We start from the raw sequence: 16,481 nt of genomic DNA, 5'->3' as shown, positions 1-16,481 counted from the left end.
GATCAGGCGTTCAGGCGGCGCAGCACGGCGGCGCGCAGCGGGCCCGGCAACAGGCGATCCAACAGGCGCAGCAGGGCAAAGCGGCGCGGGATGATGGCGTGGCCTGCCCCACCAGCAAATGCGGCGAGGATGCGGCGGGCGACGACATCAAGCGGGATCAAGAGCGGACGCGGGATGGGACGGCCCCCGCCGGCCCAATCGATGAAACCGGGAGAGACGAGAGTGACCTGCACCCCCTTCGGCGCCACCGCCAGGCGCAGGGCCTCGGCAAAGCGGGCCAGGCCGGCCTTGCTGGCGGCATAGGCCGGTGCGTGCGGCAAGGCATGAAAGCCTGCTGCCGATCCAACCAGCAGGATGCGCCCCTGCCCGCGCGCTGCCATGCGGCCAGCCAGCGCCGTGGCGAGCGCGGCCGGCGCACCAAGATTGACATTGGCGAGCCGGGCCACTTGCTCCGGGGGCTCCAGATCCTGGCCCGGGGGCACGGCATCGCCCTGGCCGGCGACCAGCAGGGCGCTGGCAATCGGCCAGGCCCCATCGTCGGCGGCCAGCGCCGCCAACATGGCATCAGTGTCGGCCAGATCAAGTTGGCGCACCTGCACCAGCGCCCCGGCGGCGCGGCAATCATCAGCCACGGCCGCCAACCGGAGCGCATCGCGGCCCCACAGCAGAAGCGCCTCACCGGACACGGCAGATTGTCGCGCCAGAGCCCCGCCCAGGGCGCCTGATGCACCGGTCACCAGCGTCGCCCGAAGGACCGGCGGGATGGGCTGCGTTTTGCCACTGGGCGCAGACAGCTTCTGTTCACCTTGCCGAATGTTCATGCTGTGCTCACAGGCCAAATGCGCACGGCGCCAGGGGTGGGTTTGCGATCAAGATGTTGCATTGCAGCATTCACAATATTGTCACGAATTGCCAAGAATGCACAAGCCTTTGGCGAACTGGCTTGCCGCGCCCCACTGCGTGGCTTGTCCCTTGACTATGGCAGTCTTCTCATGTTGAGAGCGCGAGCAATGACGTCTGCCCAGTCTCGAATCAGGCTGTTTAACAATCGTTGGCTGGAAAAGCTTACGGTTATTTCTGCCAGCATGTTCATCGCCCTGTGGGCGGTGAGCCTGCCACTGATCGCGCTGGCGGCTCGAGGAACCGCATCGTTCGGCCCGGCCATCCTGCTGTTCCTGGCAGGCGGCGTGCTGTGGACGCTGACCGAATATGCCCTGCACCGCTATGTCTTCCACTGGCAACCGGCATCAACTCGCCTCGCGGAGGCGGTGTTCGTGATGCATGGCAATCACCACGCGGTGCCCAATGATCCGCTGCGCAATCTGATGCCGCCCATTGTCAGCCTGCCCGTTGGCGGTTTGATCTGGGCGATCATGCTGGCCGCCATCGGTCCGGCTGGCAGTTGGATGTTTCTGGGTTTCATGGTGGGTTATGTCACCTATGACCTGGTGCATTATGCCTGCCACCAATGGCCGATGAAGGGCCGGCTGGCGCGCGCGCTGAAGACCCATCACATGCGCCATCATCACCACCACGAAGCCGGCAATTTCGCCATCACCGGCATGATGTGGGACCGACTGCTGCGCACGCGGATCGTGCCGGGGCGTGATGTCAAGCAGCCGGCGCGTCATTCGTCGCTGTGAACGGCCAGTTCGGCCAGATCATGCAGGACCATCGTATCCGGTGCGGCCGCTCGGGCCGCTTCGAAGCCGTAGCCCCAGGCAACCAGGGCCACCGGCAAGCCCGCTGCGGCAGCCGTTGCCACATCCACAGCCGAATCCCCAACATACAGGCACTGGCCGGGATCGGCCTGCATGCGGGCAAGCGCCAGCCGGGCAGCATCCGGCGCCGGCTTGCGCGGCAGGTCGGGCTGGGCGCCGACGATCGCGGCGAAATGGCCGGCCAGGCCCAGATCGCCCAGGATCTTGGTGCACAGGGCCTGCGGCTTGTTGGAACAGATGCCAAGGCCAATGCCGGCCGCGGCCAGCCGGGACAGCGCCGGCACCACGCCGGGAAAGGGCAGATCGGCCGGCGTTGCCGCCACGGCATGCCGGGCGCGGAATTCGGCCAGATCGGCCGCCGGGTCCCGGGCATGAACGCCCATCACCGCGCTGATCATGGCGACGCCGCCCATCGCATCCATGGCACGGGCCAGCGCCGGATCGGCGCGATGGGCAAGACCGCGTTCGGCCAGCATGCTATCAATGATTGTGCAGGTGATTCGCACGCTATCAACCAGCGTGCCATCCAGATCGAACAGGATGTGGCGAAGGGGTTTGGGCAGCTTTTGCGTTGCGTTCATCAGCATCTGCCTGTTCGGCTGCTCCCCCGCTGTCAAGAATTGACAGGGCAGCCAGGCACGGGCAGCCCCTACCTGCTGGCCAGACAGGATTGACCATGTTGCGCCAACCAACCGAACAGCATCAGCAGAACGGCCGCGCCGTGATTGCCCTGGAGGCCGAGGCGTTGCAGCGGCTGGGCGAAATGATCAACGGCAGCTTTGGCGATGCCGTGGCGGCCATCCTGGCTTGCCGGCAACGGGTTGTGGTGTCGGGCATGGGCAAATCCGGCCATATCGCCCGCAAGGTGGCGGCCACCCTGGCGGCCACCGGCACCCCGGCCCATTTCGTGCACGCGGCCGAAGCCGCCCATGGCGATGCCGGGATGGTGATGCCGGGCGATCTGTTGCTGATCTATTCGAACAGCGGGGATTCGGCCGAACTGCAGCCGCTTTATGCCCATGCCGCGCGATTGGGTGTGCCCATCATCGGCGTGTCCCGCAATCGCGATTCGCTGTTGCTGCGCAAGGCCGACATCGCGCTCACCCTGCCGCCGATGCCGGAAGCCTGCACGGCCAGCATGGCGCCCACGACCTCATCGACGATGATGCTGGCGCTTGGAGATGCCCTGGCCGTGGCCGCAATGCGGGCGCGCGGGCTGTCGGGCGATGACATCCGCGCGCTGCATCCCGGCGGCGAAATCGGCCGGCGCATGCGGGCCGTGGCCGATGTGATGCACGGACGCGGTCGCTTGCCGCTGGTCCCGGCCAGCGCCAACATGGATGCCGTGGTGGCGATGATGACCGAAAAACGCCTGGGCCTCACCGGTGTGGTGGATGGCGCGGGCGACCTGGTGGGCGTGATCACCGATGGCGACTTGCGCCGCCACATTTGCGATGTGGCCACCGCCACCGCCCGGGATGTGATGACACCGCAGCCCAAGCTGATCGAGCGCGGCGCATCGGTAGAGGATGCGTTGGAACTGATGCGCGCCAATCGCATCACTGTGCTGTTCGTGGTGCCGGATGCCGGCTCGCGCCAGCCGGTGGGTGCGGTGCAGATCTATGACATTGCCGCATCGCCGCCCTGGGGGCAGTGACGGGTGCGCACAGCGATCATCATCCCGGCCCGGTTCGCGTCGAGCCGGTTTCCTGGCAAGCCGCTGACCATGATCCGCTGTGCGGACGGGGTGCAACGCCCGGCGATCAGCCAGAGCTGGGCCGCAGCCCGCGCCGCCGCGGCCGCCCTGCCCGGCGATGTGGCGTGCGTGATTGCGACGGATGATGACCGTATAGCCGATGCCTGCAGCGCGCTGGGCATGGATGTGGTGATGACGCCGGAAGCGTGCCTGAACGGCACGGAGCGGTGCGCGGCGGCACTGGCCGGGCTGGCCGAAGTTCCCGACCTGGTGGTCAATCTGCAGGGCGATGCACCATTGACGCCCATTGCCATGGTGCGGGCCGTGGTTGCGCTGGCCGTGGCGCGGCCTGATCTGGCGCTGGCAACGGCCGTGATGCCAGCGACGCCGGCGGTGCTGGCGCATCTGCAGGCCGATGCCGCCGCCGGCCGTGTGGGCGGCACCACCGCGGTGTGCAGCCGCGATGGCCGCGCGCTGTATTTTTCCAAATCGATCATCCCGCACATCGCGCCGGGCAGCGTGCCGATGGCGCCGGTGCTGCTGCATGTCGGGCTTTACGCCTATCGCCCGGCGGCGCTGGCCGCCTATGTCGCGGCGGGCCCGGCCCCGCTTGAGCTGCAAGAGGGGCTGGAACAATTGCGCTTCGTTGATGCCGGGTTGGCGGTGGGCGCTGCCCACTGCGCGGCGCCGGCGTGGGATCTGATCGAGTTGAACAACCCCAGCGATGTGCCGCTGATCGAGGCGGCGCTGGCCCGGCGTGCCGCTGTGGAGCCCATCTGATGTTGCCGTCCTTCACGCGTGCGCCTGGCGCGCCGCCGTTCCTGATCGCTGGTCCGTGCGTGATCGAAAGCGAGACACTGTGCCTTGGCGTTGCCGAGCGGTTGCATCGCATTGGCGACGACCTGGGCATACCGGTGATCTTCAAGGCCAGCTTCGACAAGGCCAACCGCACCAGCGTGACGGGCTTTCGCGGCCATGGGCTGGAGGAAGGCCTGCGCGTGCTGGAGAAGGTGCGGCGCGAAGCCGGCCTGCCGGTGCTGACCGATGTGCATCTGCCTGATCAGGTGGCGCCGGTGGCCGAAGTGGTGGACATGCTGCAGACGCCAGCCTTTCTGGCGCGGCAAACCGATCTGATCAGTGCCGCCGCCGCCAGCGGCCGCCCGGTGAACATCAAGAAGGCGCAGTTCATGGCTCCGGCCGATATGGCCGCGGTGCTGGGCAAGGCACGCGCTGCCGCTGGTACGGCCGGGGTGGCTTATGGCAATATCCTGCTGTGCGAACGCGGCTCCAGCTTTGGCTACAACAACCTTGTGGTGGACATGCGCGGCCTGGTGATCATGCGGGAAATGGGCTGTCCGGTGGTGTTTGATGCCACGCACAGCGTGCAACTGCCGGGCGGTGGCGGCGACCGGTCGCTTGGCCAGCGCCAGTTTGTCGCCCCGCTGGCCCGCGCCGCCATGGCCGTGGGCGTGGATGGCCTGTTCATGGAAACCCATCCAGAGCCTGACAGCGCCCTGTCTGACGGGCCCAACATGGTGCCGCTGGCAGACCTGCCTGGCCTGCTGCGCCAGTTGATCGCCATCGCCGCCCTGGCCTGATGCGCCCGGTGCTGGCCATCCCGCCGTTTCCGGGCGCGCGGCTGCCGGCCTTTGCGCTGCCAGGCGGTGACGGGCTTGGCGATGCAGACACGCTGCTGGCTGCGCTGGCCCGGCACCGGGTGGGTGGCTGTTACTGGGGCCAGGCCATTGCTGGCCCAGCCGTGCTGACGGCCGCCAACTGGCCGGCCGATGCCGACCCATGGGCGCTGCTGGACAAAGCCGAACTTGTGGTGCTGCCGGCCGAGGATCCGCGCACCCTGCTGGCGCTGGCCGCCGGCGTGCCGTTGGAACTGGCCGGTGGCGAGGCGGTTGATCGCTCCGCGCTGGTCAGGGCGCATCTGACCGGCTGGGCTTGGCGAGATCCCTTCAGTGGTGATGCCATCTCTGCGGTGCAGGCGATTGAGCTGGCCGGATTTTGGCGCCAGCTCATCGACAGCAATCGCGGTATCACGGCTGCTCTGGGCTTTGCCTATTGGAAGCGGCCAACGGTGGCGCCGCTGCTGTGGAATGGCCTTGAGGCGCCATTCCAGCGCGGGATGCCAGTGCTGGCCGATGGCGACCGCGTGGCGGTGTGGCGGTCGCGCTTGTCGGCAGCGCAAGTGCGGGCGCTGGGGAACCGGCCTGTGCTGGAAGTGGAGGATGGCTTCCTGCGCTCGGCCGGGTTGGGTGCCGATTGCGTGCCGCCGTTGTCGATCAGCGTTGATGGCGACGGCGTGCATTTCGATCCGACACGGCCAAGCGGGATTGAACGCCTGCTGCAGGAAGGCGTGTTTCCGGCCGATCTGGTGGAACGGGCGGCGGCGCTGCGCCAAGCGATCGTTGCCGCTGGCCTGTCCAAATATGAACGGGGTACGGTGGCAGCCCTGCCCCGCCCCGGCGGTGCGCGCCGCCACGTGCTGGTGCCCGGCCAGGTGGAGGATGACCGCGCGGTGACCAGCGGCGGCGCCCTGCCCTCCAATCTCGAACTGTTGCGCCGCGCCCGCGCCGAAGCCGGCCCGGATGCGTTCCTTATCTACAAGCCGCACCCCGATGTGCTGGCCGGCCACCGCAAGGGCATGATTGCGCCAACCGATATGGCGGCATTGGCCGATCAGGTCGAAACCGCCGCGTCGATGGCGGCGCTGATCGCCATGGTTGACGAACTGCATGTGAATTCCAGCCTGGCCGGGTTCGAGGCGCTGTTGCGCGACAAGCCGGTGACGGTGCACGGCGTGCCCTTCTATGCCGGCTGGGGCCTCACCACCGATCGCGGCCCAGTGCCGCCCCGCCGCACGGCGCGGCGCACGCTCGACGAGCTGGTGGCCGCCGCCTATCTTCTTTATCCGCGCTACCTGGATCCCGAAACCGGTTTGCCCTGCCCAGCCGAAGTTCTGGTGCAGCGCCTCACCGCCGCCGCGCCGGCGCTGGATGCCAAGGCCAGCGCCGTCATCGCCGTCCGCCGCACGGCCGGTCGGGTCCGCCGCCTGCTGGGGCGCTGATCAGCGTCCTGCAACGTGGCGATATACAGCGACAGTAGCCTCCACACTGTCTTGCCAACGATAAGATGCGGCCACGGTCCGTCCAGCCTCTGCTGCCGCTGCCTGCCACAGGGAGTCTTCCAGGGCGTCGGCCAGCTGGTCAGTAAAGGCCTCGACATCATCGGCGTCAACCACTCGCGCCGCGCCCTTTGTTACCTCGATCAGCGTCGCCGCATCGCCCACCATGGTCGGAATGCCGTGGTGCATTGCCTCGATTGGTGGCAAGCCGAACCCTTCATACCGGGACGGATAAACGAACAGCCGAGCACCGGCATAAAGGGCGCCAAGCAGCGCATCCGGCACGAAATCCAGCCGATTAACCCAACCTTGGGCAACGCCCGTTTCGATCAGGCCATTCAGTGCTTCATTGCGCCAGCCGCTCGCCCCGGCCAGCACCAGGGGCACGGCCTTGCGCAAGGCTGGATCCAGCAGGGCATAGGCCCTGACCAGGCAATCGATCCGCTTTCGCGGCTCGAATGTGCTGACACAAAGGCAGAACCCGCGATGCGAAAGCCCCAAGCGCTGCAACGCGAGCGGATCCGCTTCAACGGCCGCGAGGCTCACGCCCAAGGGGATCGCCTTAACCTGCTCAGCCGGCACCCCAAGCATCGACAGGATCTCGCCCCGAACGGCTTCGCTGTCGGTGATGATCTCCGCCGCCCGATCAAGGCTGGACTGGAAACGGCGTTCGAAATCACGCACCCGTTCGGCGGGATGGGTTTCGGGATAGAGCAGCACGGACAGATCATGGACGGTAATGACGCCCCGCTCGGCCCAGTCGGGCAGGAAAAAATTCGGGCCGTGGACCACTGACCTGCGCTGACGGCGCTGGTTGCGGCGCCGTTCAAGCCAGCGGCCGATGCGGCCTCGCTTCGGCGACGCCCAGTCGTCTGTCAGCAACGCTTCGGGATCATCAACCCAATGCGCGCCACGCACAAAATGAACGTCGCCCACACCCGGCACAATTGGCACGCCACGCACCAGTTCTAGGCAGTAACGGCCAATACCGGTCAGGCGCGGGCTGAGCGCATCAACCGACAGCGTGACATTGAGCGGCTCAGTCACCAAGCATCCACGCAATCGTGTCGGCCAACGGCGGCATGGCCAGCGGCCCGATCACCGATTCAAGAAGCGCCCGGCTGCCGCAGAGCGTCTTCACCTCATCGGCGCGCACAAAGGCTGGGTTGACCCGAACCTCCATGTGGTGGCCGGAGATCTGATCCACCAACGCGATCACCTCGGCCAGCGTGCGGGCTTCGCCAGAGCAGACGTTGAACAGCCCGCCGATCGCTGCCGGCGTTTCCAGCAGCCGGGCATAGGCATCCACAACGGCGCGCACATCAGAAAAATCGCGCGCCACGTCGATATTGCCCAGCTCGATCACTGGCTGGCGGGCCATAGCATGGGCAAGGATCTTGGGAATCAGGAACTGTTCGCCCTGCCCGCGCCCGGTGTAGTTGAAGGGACGCACCGTGATGATCGGTAGGCGATCGCCATACAGACGCGCCAGTTGCTCGCAGGCCAGCTTGGTGATGCCATAGTCATTGGCCGGTTCAGCGGTCATGCTTTCATCCAACACGCCTTCGCGGCGGTTGCCATAGACGTTGGCGCTGCTGGCGATCAGCAAGGCATCGGGGCGGCGCGGCGCCGTGCTGAGTGCCTGCAGCAGGTTGCGGGTGCCCAGGATGTTGCTGCTGTAAAGTTCGGCCGCATCGCCGTGGGCGACGAACGCGATAGCGGCGAGGTGCACCACCCAATCGGGTTGCACCTGTGCCACCACATCGGCCAGCGCCGGCAAGTCGCGCAGATCGGCGGCGTGGGCAGCGGTCAGCAGTGGATGTGCATCGCTACCGCCGTGCGCAAGCCCATGCAGTTCATGGCCATCGCGCGCCAGCCGTTCCAGCAGGTGAACGCCGGTGAAGCCATTGGCTCCGGTGACAAGAACCCGTGCCATCGATCAGAACGAGTAGCCGGCGCGGTTGCGGAGCAGGTCCGCTTCCACCATCATCCGGCACAGCTCTTCCAGGCTGGTGTGCGGCTCCCAGCCTAGTTCGGCCTTGGCCTTGGCTGGATCACCGATCAGCAGATCGACTTCGGCCGGGCGATGGAAGGCCGGGTTGATCCGCATGACCGTGCGGCCGCTGGCGGTATTGACGGCGGTTTCGCCTTCATCCTTGCCGCGGAATTCCACGATGATGCCCGCCGCCTTGAAAGCCATCGCCACAAAATCGCGGACGGTTTCGGTGCGGTTGGTGGCCAGCACATAGGTTTCGGGCTGATCGGCCTGCAGTATGCGCCACATGCCTTCCACATATTCCCTGGCAAAGCCCCAGTCGCGCTTGGCATCCAGATTGCCCAGTTCCAGGCAATCCAGCTTGCCCAGCGCGATTTTGGCGACGCTGTCGGTGATCTTGCGCGTCACGAACTCGCGGCCACGCAGCGGGCTTTCGTGGTTGAACAGGATGCCGCTCGATCCGAAGATGCCATAACTTTCGCGATAGTTCACCGTGATCCAGTGGGCATAAAGCTTGGCCACGCCATAGGGGCTGCGCGGATAGAAGGGCGTGGTTTCGGTTTGCGGGATGGCCTGCACCTTGCCGAACATTTCCGACGTGCTGGCCTGGTAGAAGCGGATCGCCGGATTGACGATGCGGATCGCCTCCAGCAGGTTCAGCGGGCCGATGCCGGTGATTTCGGCCGTGGTGACCGGTTGATCAAATGACACGCCAACAAAGCTTTGCGCCGCCAGGTTATAAACCTCGGTGGCGCCAGTGGACTGCAGCAGACGGATGGAGGCCGACAGATCGGTGAGATCATATTCGACCAGCTTCAGATTGGCATGGCCCTCGATCCCCAATTCGGCGATGCGCCAGAAATTGACTGAGCTGGTGCGCCGGTAGGTGCCGTAGACGGTATAGCCCTTGCCGAGCAGCAGTTCGGCCAGATAGGCCCCGTCCTGCCCGGTGATGCCGGTGACGATGGCGGTTTTCATAGATATTCCTGATTGCTGATCTCGTTAGCTTTGCACTGGCGATTGCGCTAGCGGTTGGCAAGGGCCTTGCAGATGTTGAACAGGCGCCGGCCAACCACATTGTAATCATGCTGATCGCGCCAGCTTGCCGCCCGTTCGGCGATGGCGGCCACATCTGGCGTGTTAGCGGCAAGCGCGTCCAGCGTGGCGGCAATTCCATGGGCCAGATCGGCCGCGCTTGTGCCCGGCAGGCGGAAGGTGGCGCCATCCAGATCGCCGAAGATCGGCAGCGGGGTCACCGCCACCGGACGCTCCACCGCCATTCCATACCGGACCGCGCCACTGGCCGATTCGTCCGTGTTCTGATATGGAAAGACCACGAGATCGGTGTCAGTCAGCAACGCCATGCTCTCGTCGTCCGGGAGGAAACGGTTATGCATTTCCACATGTTGAGACAGCTGTAACTGGCCTACCTTTGTCTTCAGCTGCTCGATCAAGGCCGTTGAAACCTCGGCTGGATATTCTGCGTTGACCATTTTGAGCCGGACATGGCGCCCGCGGTCGTGCAGCAGGCGAACTGCCTCCAGCATTTCGGGCAAGCCCTTATGCGGCAATGCAAAGCCATAAGTTGCGATGGTAGGGCACCTGGACGGTGAACGGGCCTGCGGGGGCTCTGGCCGGCGCAGCACACCATGCGGAAACAGGGCAACATTCTCGACCAGCCCGATGTCTTTCAATCGGTTCAGATCCTTGATCGCGTGCACGAGAATTCGGTCGCATTGCAACAGAGTGGCAACCAGCCATTCCAGATGGTAATTCTGCGGATTATGATCGTTGAACGGGTAAACCGTCGAATGCAAAACAATCACGACCTTCTTGTTCATGGCCTTCAAGGCTCGGACAAGCTCACTCAAATCAGCGTGATCAAAGAAGGCAAAATTGAACTGTATAACGACAACATCCACCTGAGACATCGACGCATGAAGTGGAATTTTCCATAGATTTGAGTCAAACTTGGACTGTTTCCATATTCGGATTGAATGATCGACGCCAAGCAACTTCGCTTCATTTTCTGGCGAATATACAGTAACTGATCCAGGAATTTCCTTGATGAGATGCTGGGAATAGGTGGCGATGCCGCACTTGCTGTGCCAGGTGCTGATCCAGCCGATGTGTGGATCACGCTGCGGCCGCGCCGGCAGGGTGGCGGCGGCGGCCGACAAGCGGCGGGCCACATCCGTCCATTTGTGGCGGGCCCGCAATTGTTCGCGTCCCCGCGCTGCCATCGCCGCGCGCCGGGCCGGGCTGGTGGCACGCGCGTCGCGCATGGCCTGGGTCAGGCCCGCCACGTCGACACGGGCCCAGGCCGATGACCAGACGCCCAGGTGAGACGTGGACCGTTCGAAGTGGTAATCGACCAGCCAGCTGTTCCCGGCGTTGCAGAAATCCAGCTGGCCGCCCCAGTTGGTGGTGATCACCGGGATGCCGGTCAGCATGGCTTCGGCAAACGGCAGGCCATAGCCTTCGGCAAAGCTGGGGCCAACCATGACATGGCACTGGCCATAAAGCGATTTCAGCTGGGCATCGGAGATGTCGCCGAAGATCATCACGACATGGGGATAGCGCGGGTTCTGCGCCTGCAGCGCCGCCAGCTGTTCGCGCAGATCATTGTGCGGATTGTCGAACGTCTTGATCACCAGCGACACGTCGTCATCGAAGCTGAACGCATGGCCATAGGCGGCGAGCAAGGCATCGACGCCCTTGCGCGGGAAGCATGACGACACGTGCAGGAAGCGGAAGCCGCGCGCATCGACGCGGTAGCCGGGATCGGGCACGATGCGGTCCCAATGATCGACACCACAACCGCTGGTGACCAGCGGCACGCTGACGCCGTTGTCGATCATGATCTTTTCGACGTGGGTCGAAAGTGTCGTCATCATCGTCAGGCTGGCGTTGAAATCATCCACCAATGCGTGCGGGAAGCCCGATTCCTCCCATGCATAATGATGCAGTGCGTTTATCGGCGCGCCCATGTCTGCGACGCGCGGCGGATAAAGCAGACGACTGGCCGCAAAGCTGCGCTTCTGACTGCCCTTGGTGGCGCGCTGATGCATCGCGGCCAGATCGGGGTTGTCCTTCAGAAAGGCTGTATCAGGTGGAAAGTCGCCCGGCCCTTCGGTGCTGTGTAGTGCCACCGTCCAGCCGAAATCGGCCATCGCGCGGGCGGTTTCACGATTGACCAGCGCCAGACTGTAAGTGCTGTCGAACGGGCCTTCGATACGCCACGTCTTCCCCCTCTTTGGCATCGCGACGGCGGCATACGTCGTCAGGGCGTCTTCGCTGGCGGCAAGGCAGCGCGCCAACATTTCGACATCTTCGGGCGGGCACTTGGCCAGATCGATCATTCCGGCGATCCGGCCGGCCATGCTGCGGGCACTGGGGACAACCGGTTGGCGCTGCGGGCGGCGGGCAACGGCGGCCGAGAGCGCCGCCACGGCGCGATCGGCCACCGTATCCCAACTGAATGTGGCGGCTTGGCTCCGGGCGTGGCGCACAGCAGCCTCATGGCGGGCCGGATCAGTCAACAGGCCAGCCATCAGCTGCGCAATTGACTGCGAATCGTGTGGATCAAACAGATACTCGGGATTTCCGATGACTTCGGGGATGCTGGTGAGGTTCGAACCAATGGTGGCACAGCCGCACGCCATCGCTTCCAGCGCTGGCAGCCCAAATCCTTCATGGAAAGTCGGGAACACGAACAGCTGCGCACTGCGATAGAGTCGTGCCAGATCATCATCGGCAACAAACCCCGGCATGACGAGATCGGCAGACGGAATGCCAAGCGAAACCGCCAAGGCGCGCAATTCATCCACACGTTCAATTTCGTTGGCCTTGCCGACGAACACAAGCTGATGGCCTGACCTGACAGCGTCAGGCATGGCTGCAAAAGCCCTGGTCAGCCCATCAAAATTCTTGCGTGGCTCAACGGCACTGGTGTGCATGACAAAGGGTTTGGTGATGCCAAGCCGTTTCAATAGCCCTGTTGCGTCCGGCCCGTTGGCGTTGAAAATCGCCGAGTCATAGGCGGCCGAAATCGTCGTGCAGCTTTCACGCGGGTTGGAAAGAAACTGGGCTACCTCGCGCAGTGACGAATCCGAATTCGTCAGGATGACGTCACAATCTTCCACCACCGAGACACGGTCGAAGTACCATTTCCGAGCTTTGTGCCACCCGAGATAATGGTCGAGGTCGAACATTGGAATCAGGTCGTGAACGACCGCAGCAGCGAGATAATCGCGATCGCGGCTGTAGCGGGCGATGGACTCGTCGGTGAAGCCTTCCACTATGGAGCCATTGAGCACGACATCGAAAGGCAGCTGATCAAGGAACGCTGCATAAGCCGCTTCGCTCAACTGCCGCCGGGCAAGGTTGGCATCCTCAATCTCGCTTGTGGACGCCAGGCCGGGGAACACCAGCACGCGTGCAGCGCCGATACGGGCGGTGGCATGGTCGCGAGCGGCGTCAAGCGTTTCGGCAAAGGCGCTGTTGAGCAGGGCGTACAGCTCGATGTCCTTGCGGCGGGCGAGCGCATCGAACAGGCTGCGGACATAACGGCCGATGCCCCGGGTGCGGCTGCCGTTCTGCAGGGCCTGGAGATCGAAAAGCAGCTTCACGAAGGCGCTCCACGTGTGAGGGCGAACAGGCGCAGGCTGGACAGCAGACGGCGCTCGGTGCTGTCAAAGGTTTCGGGCATCGGCCCGGGATCAAGGCGGGGCGGCTGCACTGCCCATGCCGGCGGGGGCGGCGGCGCGGGGGCGGGGGCGGCCTCGGCCACCACCACCGGGCGCTGGGCCAGTTGCTGCACCATGGCGGCCAGACCGACCTGTTCGCCGCGCATCCGGCCCAGATCATTGGCCAGGATGCGCAGTTGCCGGTGCGTGGCGCCATTGCCTTCCGCGCCGGTGAACAGGCGGAAAAGCGCGCCAATCACCGGCAGATTGGCGCGGCGATGGCGCCTGATCGCGCGGTCTAGCCCGGCCACGCCGGGGATGAAGGCGCGGCCTTCGTCCGACTGGCGCAGATGGCGCAGAATCGTCAGCTTGTGCACACCCGCGCGCAGATGGCCCAGGAAATGCGCCTCTCCATCAGGATCGGGCGCGCGGCCCAGAACGGACTGATAGGCGGTGCGGATGAATTCGCGATCGTGCGGCGCCAGCAGCCTGGGCACCGACGTGATCGGACCGTCGCTTTCCATGGTATCAAAGCCCCCGTGAATGCCTTGTGGATCAGCCACACCTTGGCTGGCGAGTGTCAATTCCGCCCCCTGCGACAATCCCGCCGGGGTGCCGGCCAGGCTGTCTACCTGCCAGCGCGCGATGGCGCCCTGGTGACCGGCAACCGCGCGGGCATGAGCCTTGATTGCCAGGTGGGCGCGCCAGCCGGGCAGCGGGCGCGGCATCGCCGCCAGCAGCGCGGCCGCCTGCTGCAGCAGCCGCTCGCGCCAGGCGATATGGTCCTGCAGCCGCGCCACCTCGCTGGCGAGGGCGGCGGCCTGCTGCTGCGTTGCGGCCAGCAGCCCTTCCAGGCGGCCGGTTTCGCGCGACTGGTCCAGGCGGAGGTCCTGCAGTTCCGCGATGCTTGCTTCCGCGGCCGTGAGTGCCTGTGCCCGGGTCGCGGCCAGTTGCTCCTGCCCTTCCAGCCGGGCCTGGACCACCGCGATGGCCGCCGCATGCGCCTGGGCTTCGGCGGCCAGTCGTTCGGCAAGCTGCGCCGCTTCAGTCCGGGCTGCAGCCATCTCGGCGTGAGCCGCAACTGCATCGGCACGCGCCGACTCCGCTTCAGCTTGGGCTGCAGCCATTTCGGCACGCGCCGCAACTGCATCGGCACGCGCCGACTCCGCTTCGGCCTGGGCCGCGGCCATTTCGGCGTGATGACGGGCCGCACTGGCCTCACGTTCGGCTGCCCAAGCCCCGTGCGCTGCCGCACGCTCCGTCTCTTGCTGGCGTGCCAGTGCCTTGGCGGTGAAATGGGTGGGCCCGACGTGGAAGCCATCAAACACGTTGGGTGCCAGGGCCAGATCGGCGCCGCGGTGAGCATGGCTTTCGTGAACGAAATAACGGCTGAGGCCATCGAACAGCACGTCGATATAGCCTCGATCCGTCACCAGCGCATGCCAATCGTGGTGCGTGGGATCCTGTGTCGTCGGCGCGGTCGCCTCGATCACCAGTGCCGCCGGGCGAGCAGGATGATCACCCCAGCTGGCCAGCACGTCGGCTTCCATGCCTTCGACGTCGATCTTCAGCCAGTGGATGGGATCAGACCCCATGAGATCGAACAGCCCGGCCAGGGTGACGGTGGGCACGGTGATTTCCCGGCACGTCCAGCCGTTGCCGGCATGGCGTTCGGCAATCGCAGCAATGCCCGTCGAAAGCCCGGTCTCGGGGATTTCGAACAGGCGGATCGGCCCGGGCGCGGTCGACACCGCCGCCTCGATCACCGTTTCATCGGGGCGCGCCGCCCGCATGGCGGCGGCATAGGCCGGCGTGGGTTCGACATGCACGCCGCGCCAGCCCCGTTCGTAGAAGGCCAGGCTGACCGAATCCTGCACCGGATCCTGGGTGCCGATATCGAGGTAGCGACCGCAGGCGACATCGCGGAACGCCCGCCACAGGCGCACATCCTCGAAATTCTGGCCGTGGCTGAGGATGGTCATGCCGGGCTGCCCGCGCGTGACAGCGGCACGCCGATGCAGGCGGCCAGGGCGGCAGCGCTGTCGGCCCAGCGCGGCAGCGCGGCAATGGCGCCGGGATCCGGGCGGCGGCGATGGGCCAACCACTTCTGCAGCCGTGCCGCCAGCGGCTGCGGCGCATCATCGGCGAAATAATCAAACAGGTCACCGCCCACTTCGCGGAACACCGGCAGGTCGCGCGCCAGCACCGGTGCGCCCTGGGCCAGCGCCTCGATCAGCGGCAGGCCAAAGCCCTCGCCGTGCGATGCCGCCACCAGCCCGGCGGTGGCACAATAAAGTTCGCCCAGCAGTTCGTCACTGGCATCGTCGATCCAGATCAGCCGCCGCCCCCGTTCAGGATGCTGGCGCAGCTCCGCCTGCAGATCGGCGGTCTGCCAGCCCGGGCGGCCCACCAGCAGCAGGGCGATGTCACTTTCGGGCTGCGCCCGCCACAGATGCTCCAGCGCCGCCAACAACTGGCGGTGGCCCTTGCGCGGTTCGATGGTGCCCACCGCCAGCAGGGTGCGGTGTCGGTGCAGCCACTGGCGCAGCGTCGCCACATCGTACGGCAGCCCGCGCGAGGGGAAGCTGGTGGCCAGATCGGCGCCCAGCGGCACCGTGCTGATGTGCGGCAGCGGTGCCGCCGCGCGGGCGGACAGGGCGCTGGCGAGCGCATCAGCCACGGTGCGGGAAATGCAGATGCAGTGATCGGCCTGCCGAGCCAGCACGCCCAGCCAGCGCTGGAAATTGCGCAGCGTGCGCGGCGGGAACCAATCGGGCTGCAGCAGCGGCAGCAGATCATAGACGACAACCGCGATCGTCACGCCATCGCGCCGCCACTGCGCCAGATCGGCTTCGGCATGCGGCAGCAGGTGGGCGGCCAGATCCAGGCCCAGGAACACGTCCCCGCGCCGCGCCACCACCGGCTGCAGCACATCGGGCCGGCCGCTGGCATTGCTGATCCGGCCATCGCCGGCCACCACGGCACGGGCATAGCCGTGATCGCGGCTGGCAAACACAGGCTGGACCACCACATCGGGCCCGGCACCCGCCATCAGCTGGGCCAGAAGGGCGCGCACCACGCGCTGGATGCCGGTGCGCGCATCCTTTTGCACGATAACCGACACATCGACGAACAGCTGGCGAGCCGCAGGCACGGCCGCCGGTTCGTGGCGGAAGGCCAGGCGCTTCACCCCGCGCCGCAGCGCGGTTCCGATGGCCGGCAGCAGTGGCGCAGGCGTCGGCACGGC

Annotated in this window: 13 protein-coding genes; 5 read left to right on the top strand and 8 right to left on the bottom strand. The window is 65.7% G+C overall.

What is annotated here, in order from left to right:
* Window positions 1-2 precede the first annotated feature (2 nt).
* A complete protein-coding gene (locus CHU93_RS14740; protein ID WP_243375704.1) occupies window positions 3-737 on the bottom strand; it encodes an SDR family NAD(P)-dependent oxidoreductase in 735 nt (244 codons plus the stop codon).
* A gap of 348 nt (window positions 738-1,085) precedes the next feature.
* On the opposite strand from CHU93_RS14740, the gene CHU93_RS14735 reads away from it, so the two are divergent.
* On the top strand, window positions 1,086-1,643 hold the full coding sequence (locus tag CHU93_RS14735) for a sterol desaturase family protein (RefSeq protein ID WP_243375703.1): 558 nt from the start codon (window positions 1,086-1,088) through the stop codon (window positions 1,641-1,643).
* On the opposite strand, the gene CHU93_RS14730 is transcribed toward CHU93_RS14735, so the two are convergent.
* A complete protein-coding gene (locus CHU93_RS14730; RefSeq protein ID WP_165768759.1) occupies window positions 1,628-2,302 on the bottom strand; it encodes an HAD family hydrolase in 675 nt (224 codons plus the stop codon). The two genes, CHU93_RS14735 and CHU93_RS14730, sit on opposite strands and share 16 nt — an antisense overlap.
* A gap of 95 nt (window positions 2,303-2,397) precedes the next feature.
* Here CHU93_RS14730 and CHU93_RS14725 point away from each other — a divergent pair, with 95 nt between their 5' ends.
* The 4 genes from CHU93_RS14725 to CHU93_RS14710 are packed head-to-tail and all read left to right on the top strand — an operon-like array spanning window position 2,398 to window position 6,493.
* Window positions 2,398-3,378: a KpsF/GutQ family sugar-phosphate isomerase gene (locus CHU93_RS14725; RefSeq protein WP_094474908.1), complete on the top strand. Its 981-nt coding sequence runs from the start codon at window positions 2,398-2,400 to the stop codon at window positions 3,376-3,378.
* Between the two features lie 3 nt (window positions 3,379-3,381).
* Window positions 3,382-4,197 (top strand): 3-deoxy-manno-octulosonate cytidylyltransferase, encoded by an 816-nt coding sequence (kdsB, locus tag CHU93_RS14720; RefSeq protein WP_094474907.1) that lies wholly within the window; start codon window positions 3,382-3,384, stop codon window positions 4,195-4,197.
* The gene (gene kdsA / locus CHU93_RS14715) at window positions 4,197-5,015 is read left to right on the top strand and encodes a 3-deoxy-8-phosphooctulonate synthase (RefSeq protein WP_094474906.1); all 819 of its coding nucleotides are present in this window, start codon (window positions 4,197-4,199) and stop codon (window positions 5,013-5,015) included. The genes kdsB and kdsA overlap by 1 nt, the downstream gene beginning before the upstream one ends.
* Window positions 5,015-6,493, top strand: coding sequence for a capsular polysaccharide export protein, LipB/KpsS family (locus tag CHU93_RS14710; RefSeq protein ID WP_094474905.1), 1,479 nt, complete (start codon window positions 5,015-5,017; stop codon window positions 6,491-6,493). Before kdsA ends, CHU93_RS14710 begins: the two co-directional genes overlap by 1 nt.
* Here the strand turns inward: CHU93_RS14710 and CHU93_RS14705 are convergent, their stop codons facing one another.
* Genes CHU93_RS14705 through CHU93_RS14680 form a run of 6 tightly spaced genes read right to left on the bottom strand, consistent with a single transcriptional unit; the run spans window position 6,494 to window position 16,478 of the window.
* Window positions 6,494-7,597 carry a glycosyltransferase family 4 protein gene (locus tag CHU93_RS14705; RefSeq protein WP_094474904.1) on the bottom strand — a complete coding sequence of 368 codons (1,104 nt, stop codon included), beginning with the start codon at window positions 7,595-7,597 and terminating at the stop codon, window positions 6,494-6,496.
* Window positions 7,590-8,486: an NAD-dependent epimerase/dehydratase family protein gene (locus CHU93_RS14700; RefSeq protein ID WP_094474903.1), complete on the bottom strand. Its 897-nt coding sequence runs from the start codon at window positions 8,484-8,486 to the stop codon at window positions 7,590-7,592. Before CHU93_RS14700 ends, CHU93_RS14705 begins: the two co-directional genes overlap by 8 nt.
* A gap of 3 nt (window positions 8,487-8,489) precedes the next feature.
* Complete coding sequence (gmd, locus tag CHU93_RS14695) at window positions 8,490-9,524, bottom strand: GDP-mannose 4,6-dehydratase (RefSeq protein ID WP_094474902.1); 1,035 nt, start codon at window positions 9,522-9,524, stop codon at window positions 8,490-8,492.
* Between the two features lie 47 nt (window positions 9,525-9,571).
* Entirely contained in the window at window positions 9,572-13,177 is a 3,606-nt protein-coding gene (locus CHU93_RS14690; protein ID WP_094474901.1) for a glycosyltransferase, read from the bottom strand.
* A complete protein-coding gene (locus CHU93_RS14685; protein WP_094474900.1) occupies window positions 13,174-15,216 on the bottom strand; it encodes an FkbM family methyltransferase in 2,043 nt (680 codons plus the stop codon). The genes CHU93_RS14690 and CHU93_RS14685 overlap by 4 nt, the downstream gene beginning before the upstream one ends.
* Window positions 15,213-16,478: a glycosyltransferase family 4 protein gene (locus CHU93_RS14680; RefSeq protein WP_094474899.1), complete on the bottom strand. Its 1,266-nt coding sequence runs from the start codon at window positions 16,476-16,478 to the stop codon at window positions 15,213-15,215. The genes CHU93_RS14685 and CHU93_RS14680 overlap by 4 nt, the downstream gene beginning before the upstream one ends.
* Window positions 16,479-16,481: the final 3 nt, after the last annotated feature.

The organism is Sandarakinorhabdus cyanobacteriorum (assembly GCF_002251755.1).
Lineage (GTDB): Bacteria > Pseudomonadota > Alphaproteobacteria > Sphingomonadales > Sphingomonadaceae > Sandarakinorhabdus > Sandarakinorhabdus cyanobacteriorum.
Note: the sequence above shows the minus strand (reverse complement) of the source record. Positions and strands in the feature narration are given on the sequence as shown.

What these genes read in the sequence shown, in the direction of transcription:
- CHU93_RS14735 (WP_243375703.1), top strand. Translation starts at nt 1,086, where the DNA reads ATGTTCATCGCCCTGTGGGCGGTGAGCCTGCCACTGATCGCGCTGGCG.
- CHU93_RS14730 (WP_165768759.1), bottom strand. Translation starts at nt 2,302, where the DNA reads ATGAACGCAACGCAAAAGCTGCCCAAACCCCTTCGCCACATCCTGTTC.
- CHU93_RS14725 (WP_094474908.1), top strand. Translation starts at nt 2,398, where the DNA reads ATGTTGCGCCAACCAACCGAACAGCATCAGCAGAACGGCCGCGCCGTG.
- kdsA (WP_094474906.1), top strand. Translation starts at nt 4,197, where the DNA reads ATGTTGCCGTCCTTCACGCGTGCGCCTGGCGCGCCGCCGTTCCTGATC.
- CHU93_RS14710 (WP_094474905.1), top strand. Translation starts at nt 5,015, where the DNA reads ATGCGCCCGGTGCTGGCCATCCCGCCGTTTCCGGGCGCGCGGCTGCCG.
- CHU93_RS14700 (WP_094474903.1), bottom strand. Translation starts at nt 8,486, where the DNA reads ATGGCACGGGTTCTTGTCACCGGAGCCAATGGCTTCACCGGCGTTCAC.
- gmd (WP_094474902.1), bottom strand. Translation starts at nt 9,524, where the DNA reads ATGAAAACCGCCATCGTCACCGGCATCACCGGGCAGGACGGGGCCTAT.
- CHU93_RS14685 (WP_094474900.1), bottom strand. Translation starts at nt 15,216, where the DNA reads ATGACCATCCTCAGCCACGGCCAGAATTTCGAGGATGTGCGCCTGTGG.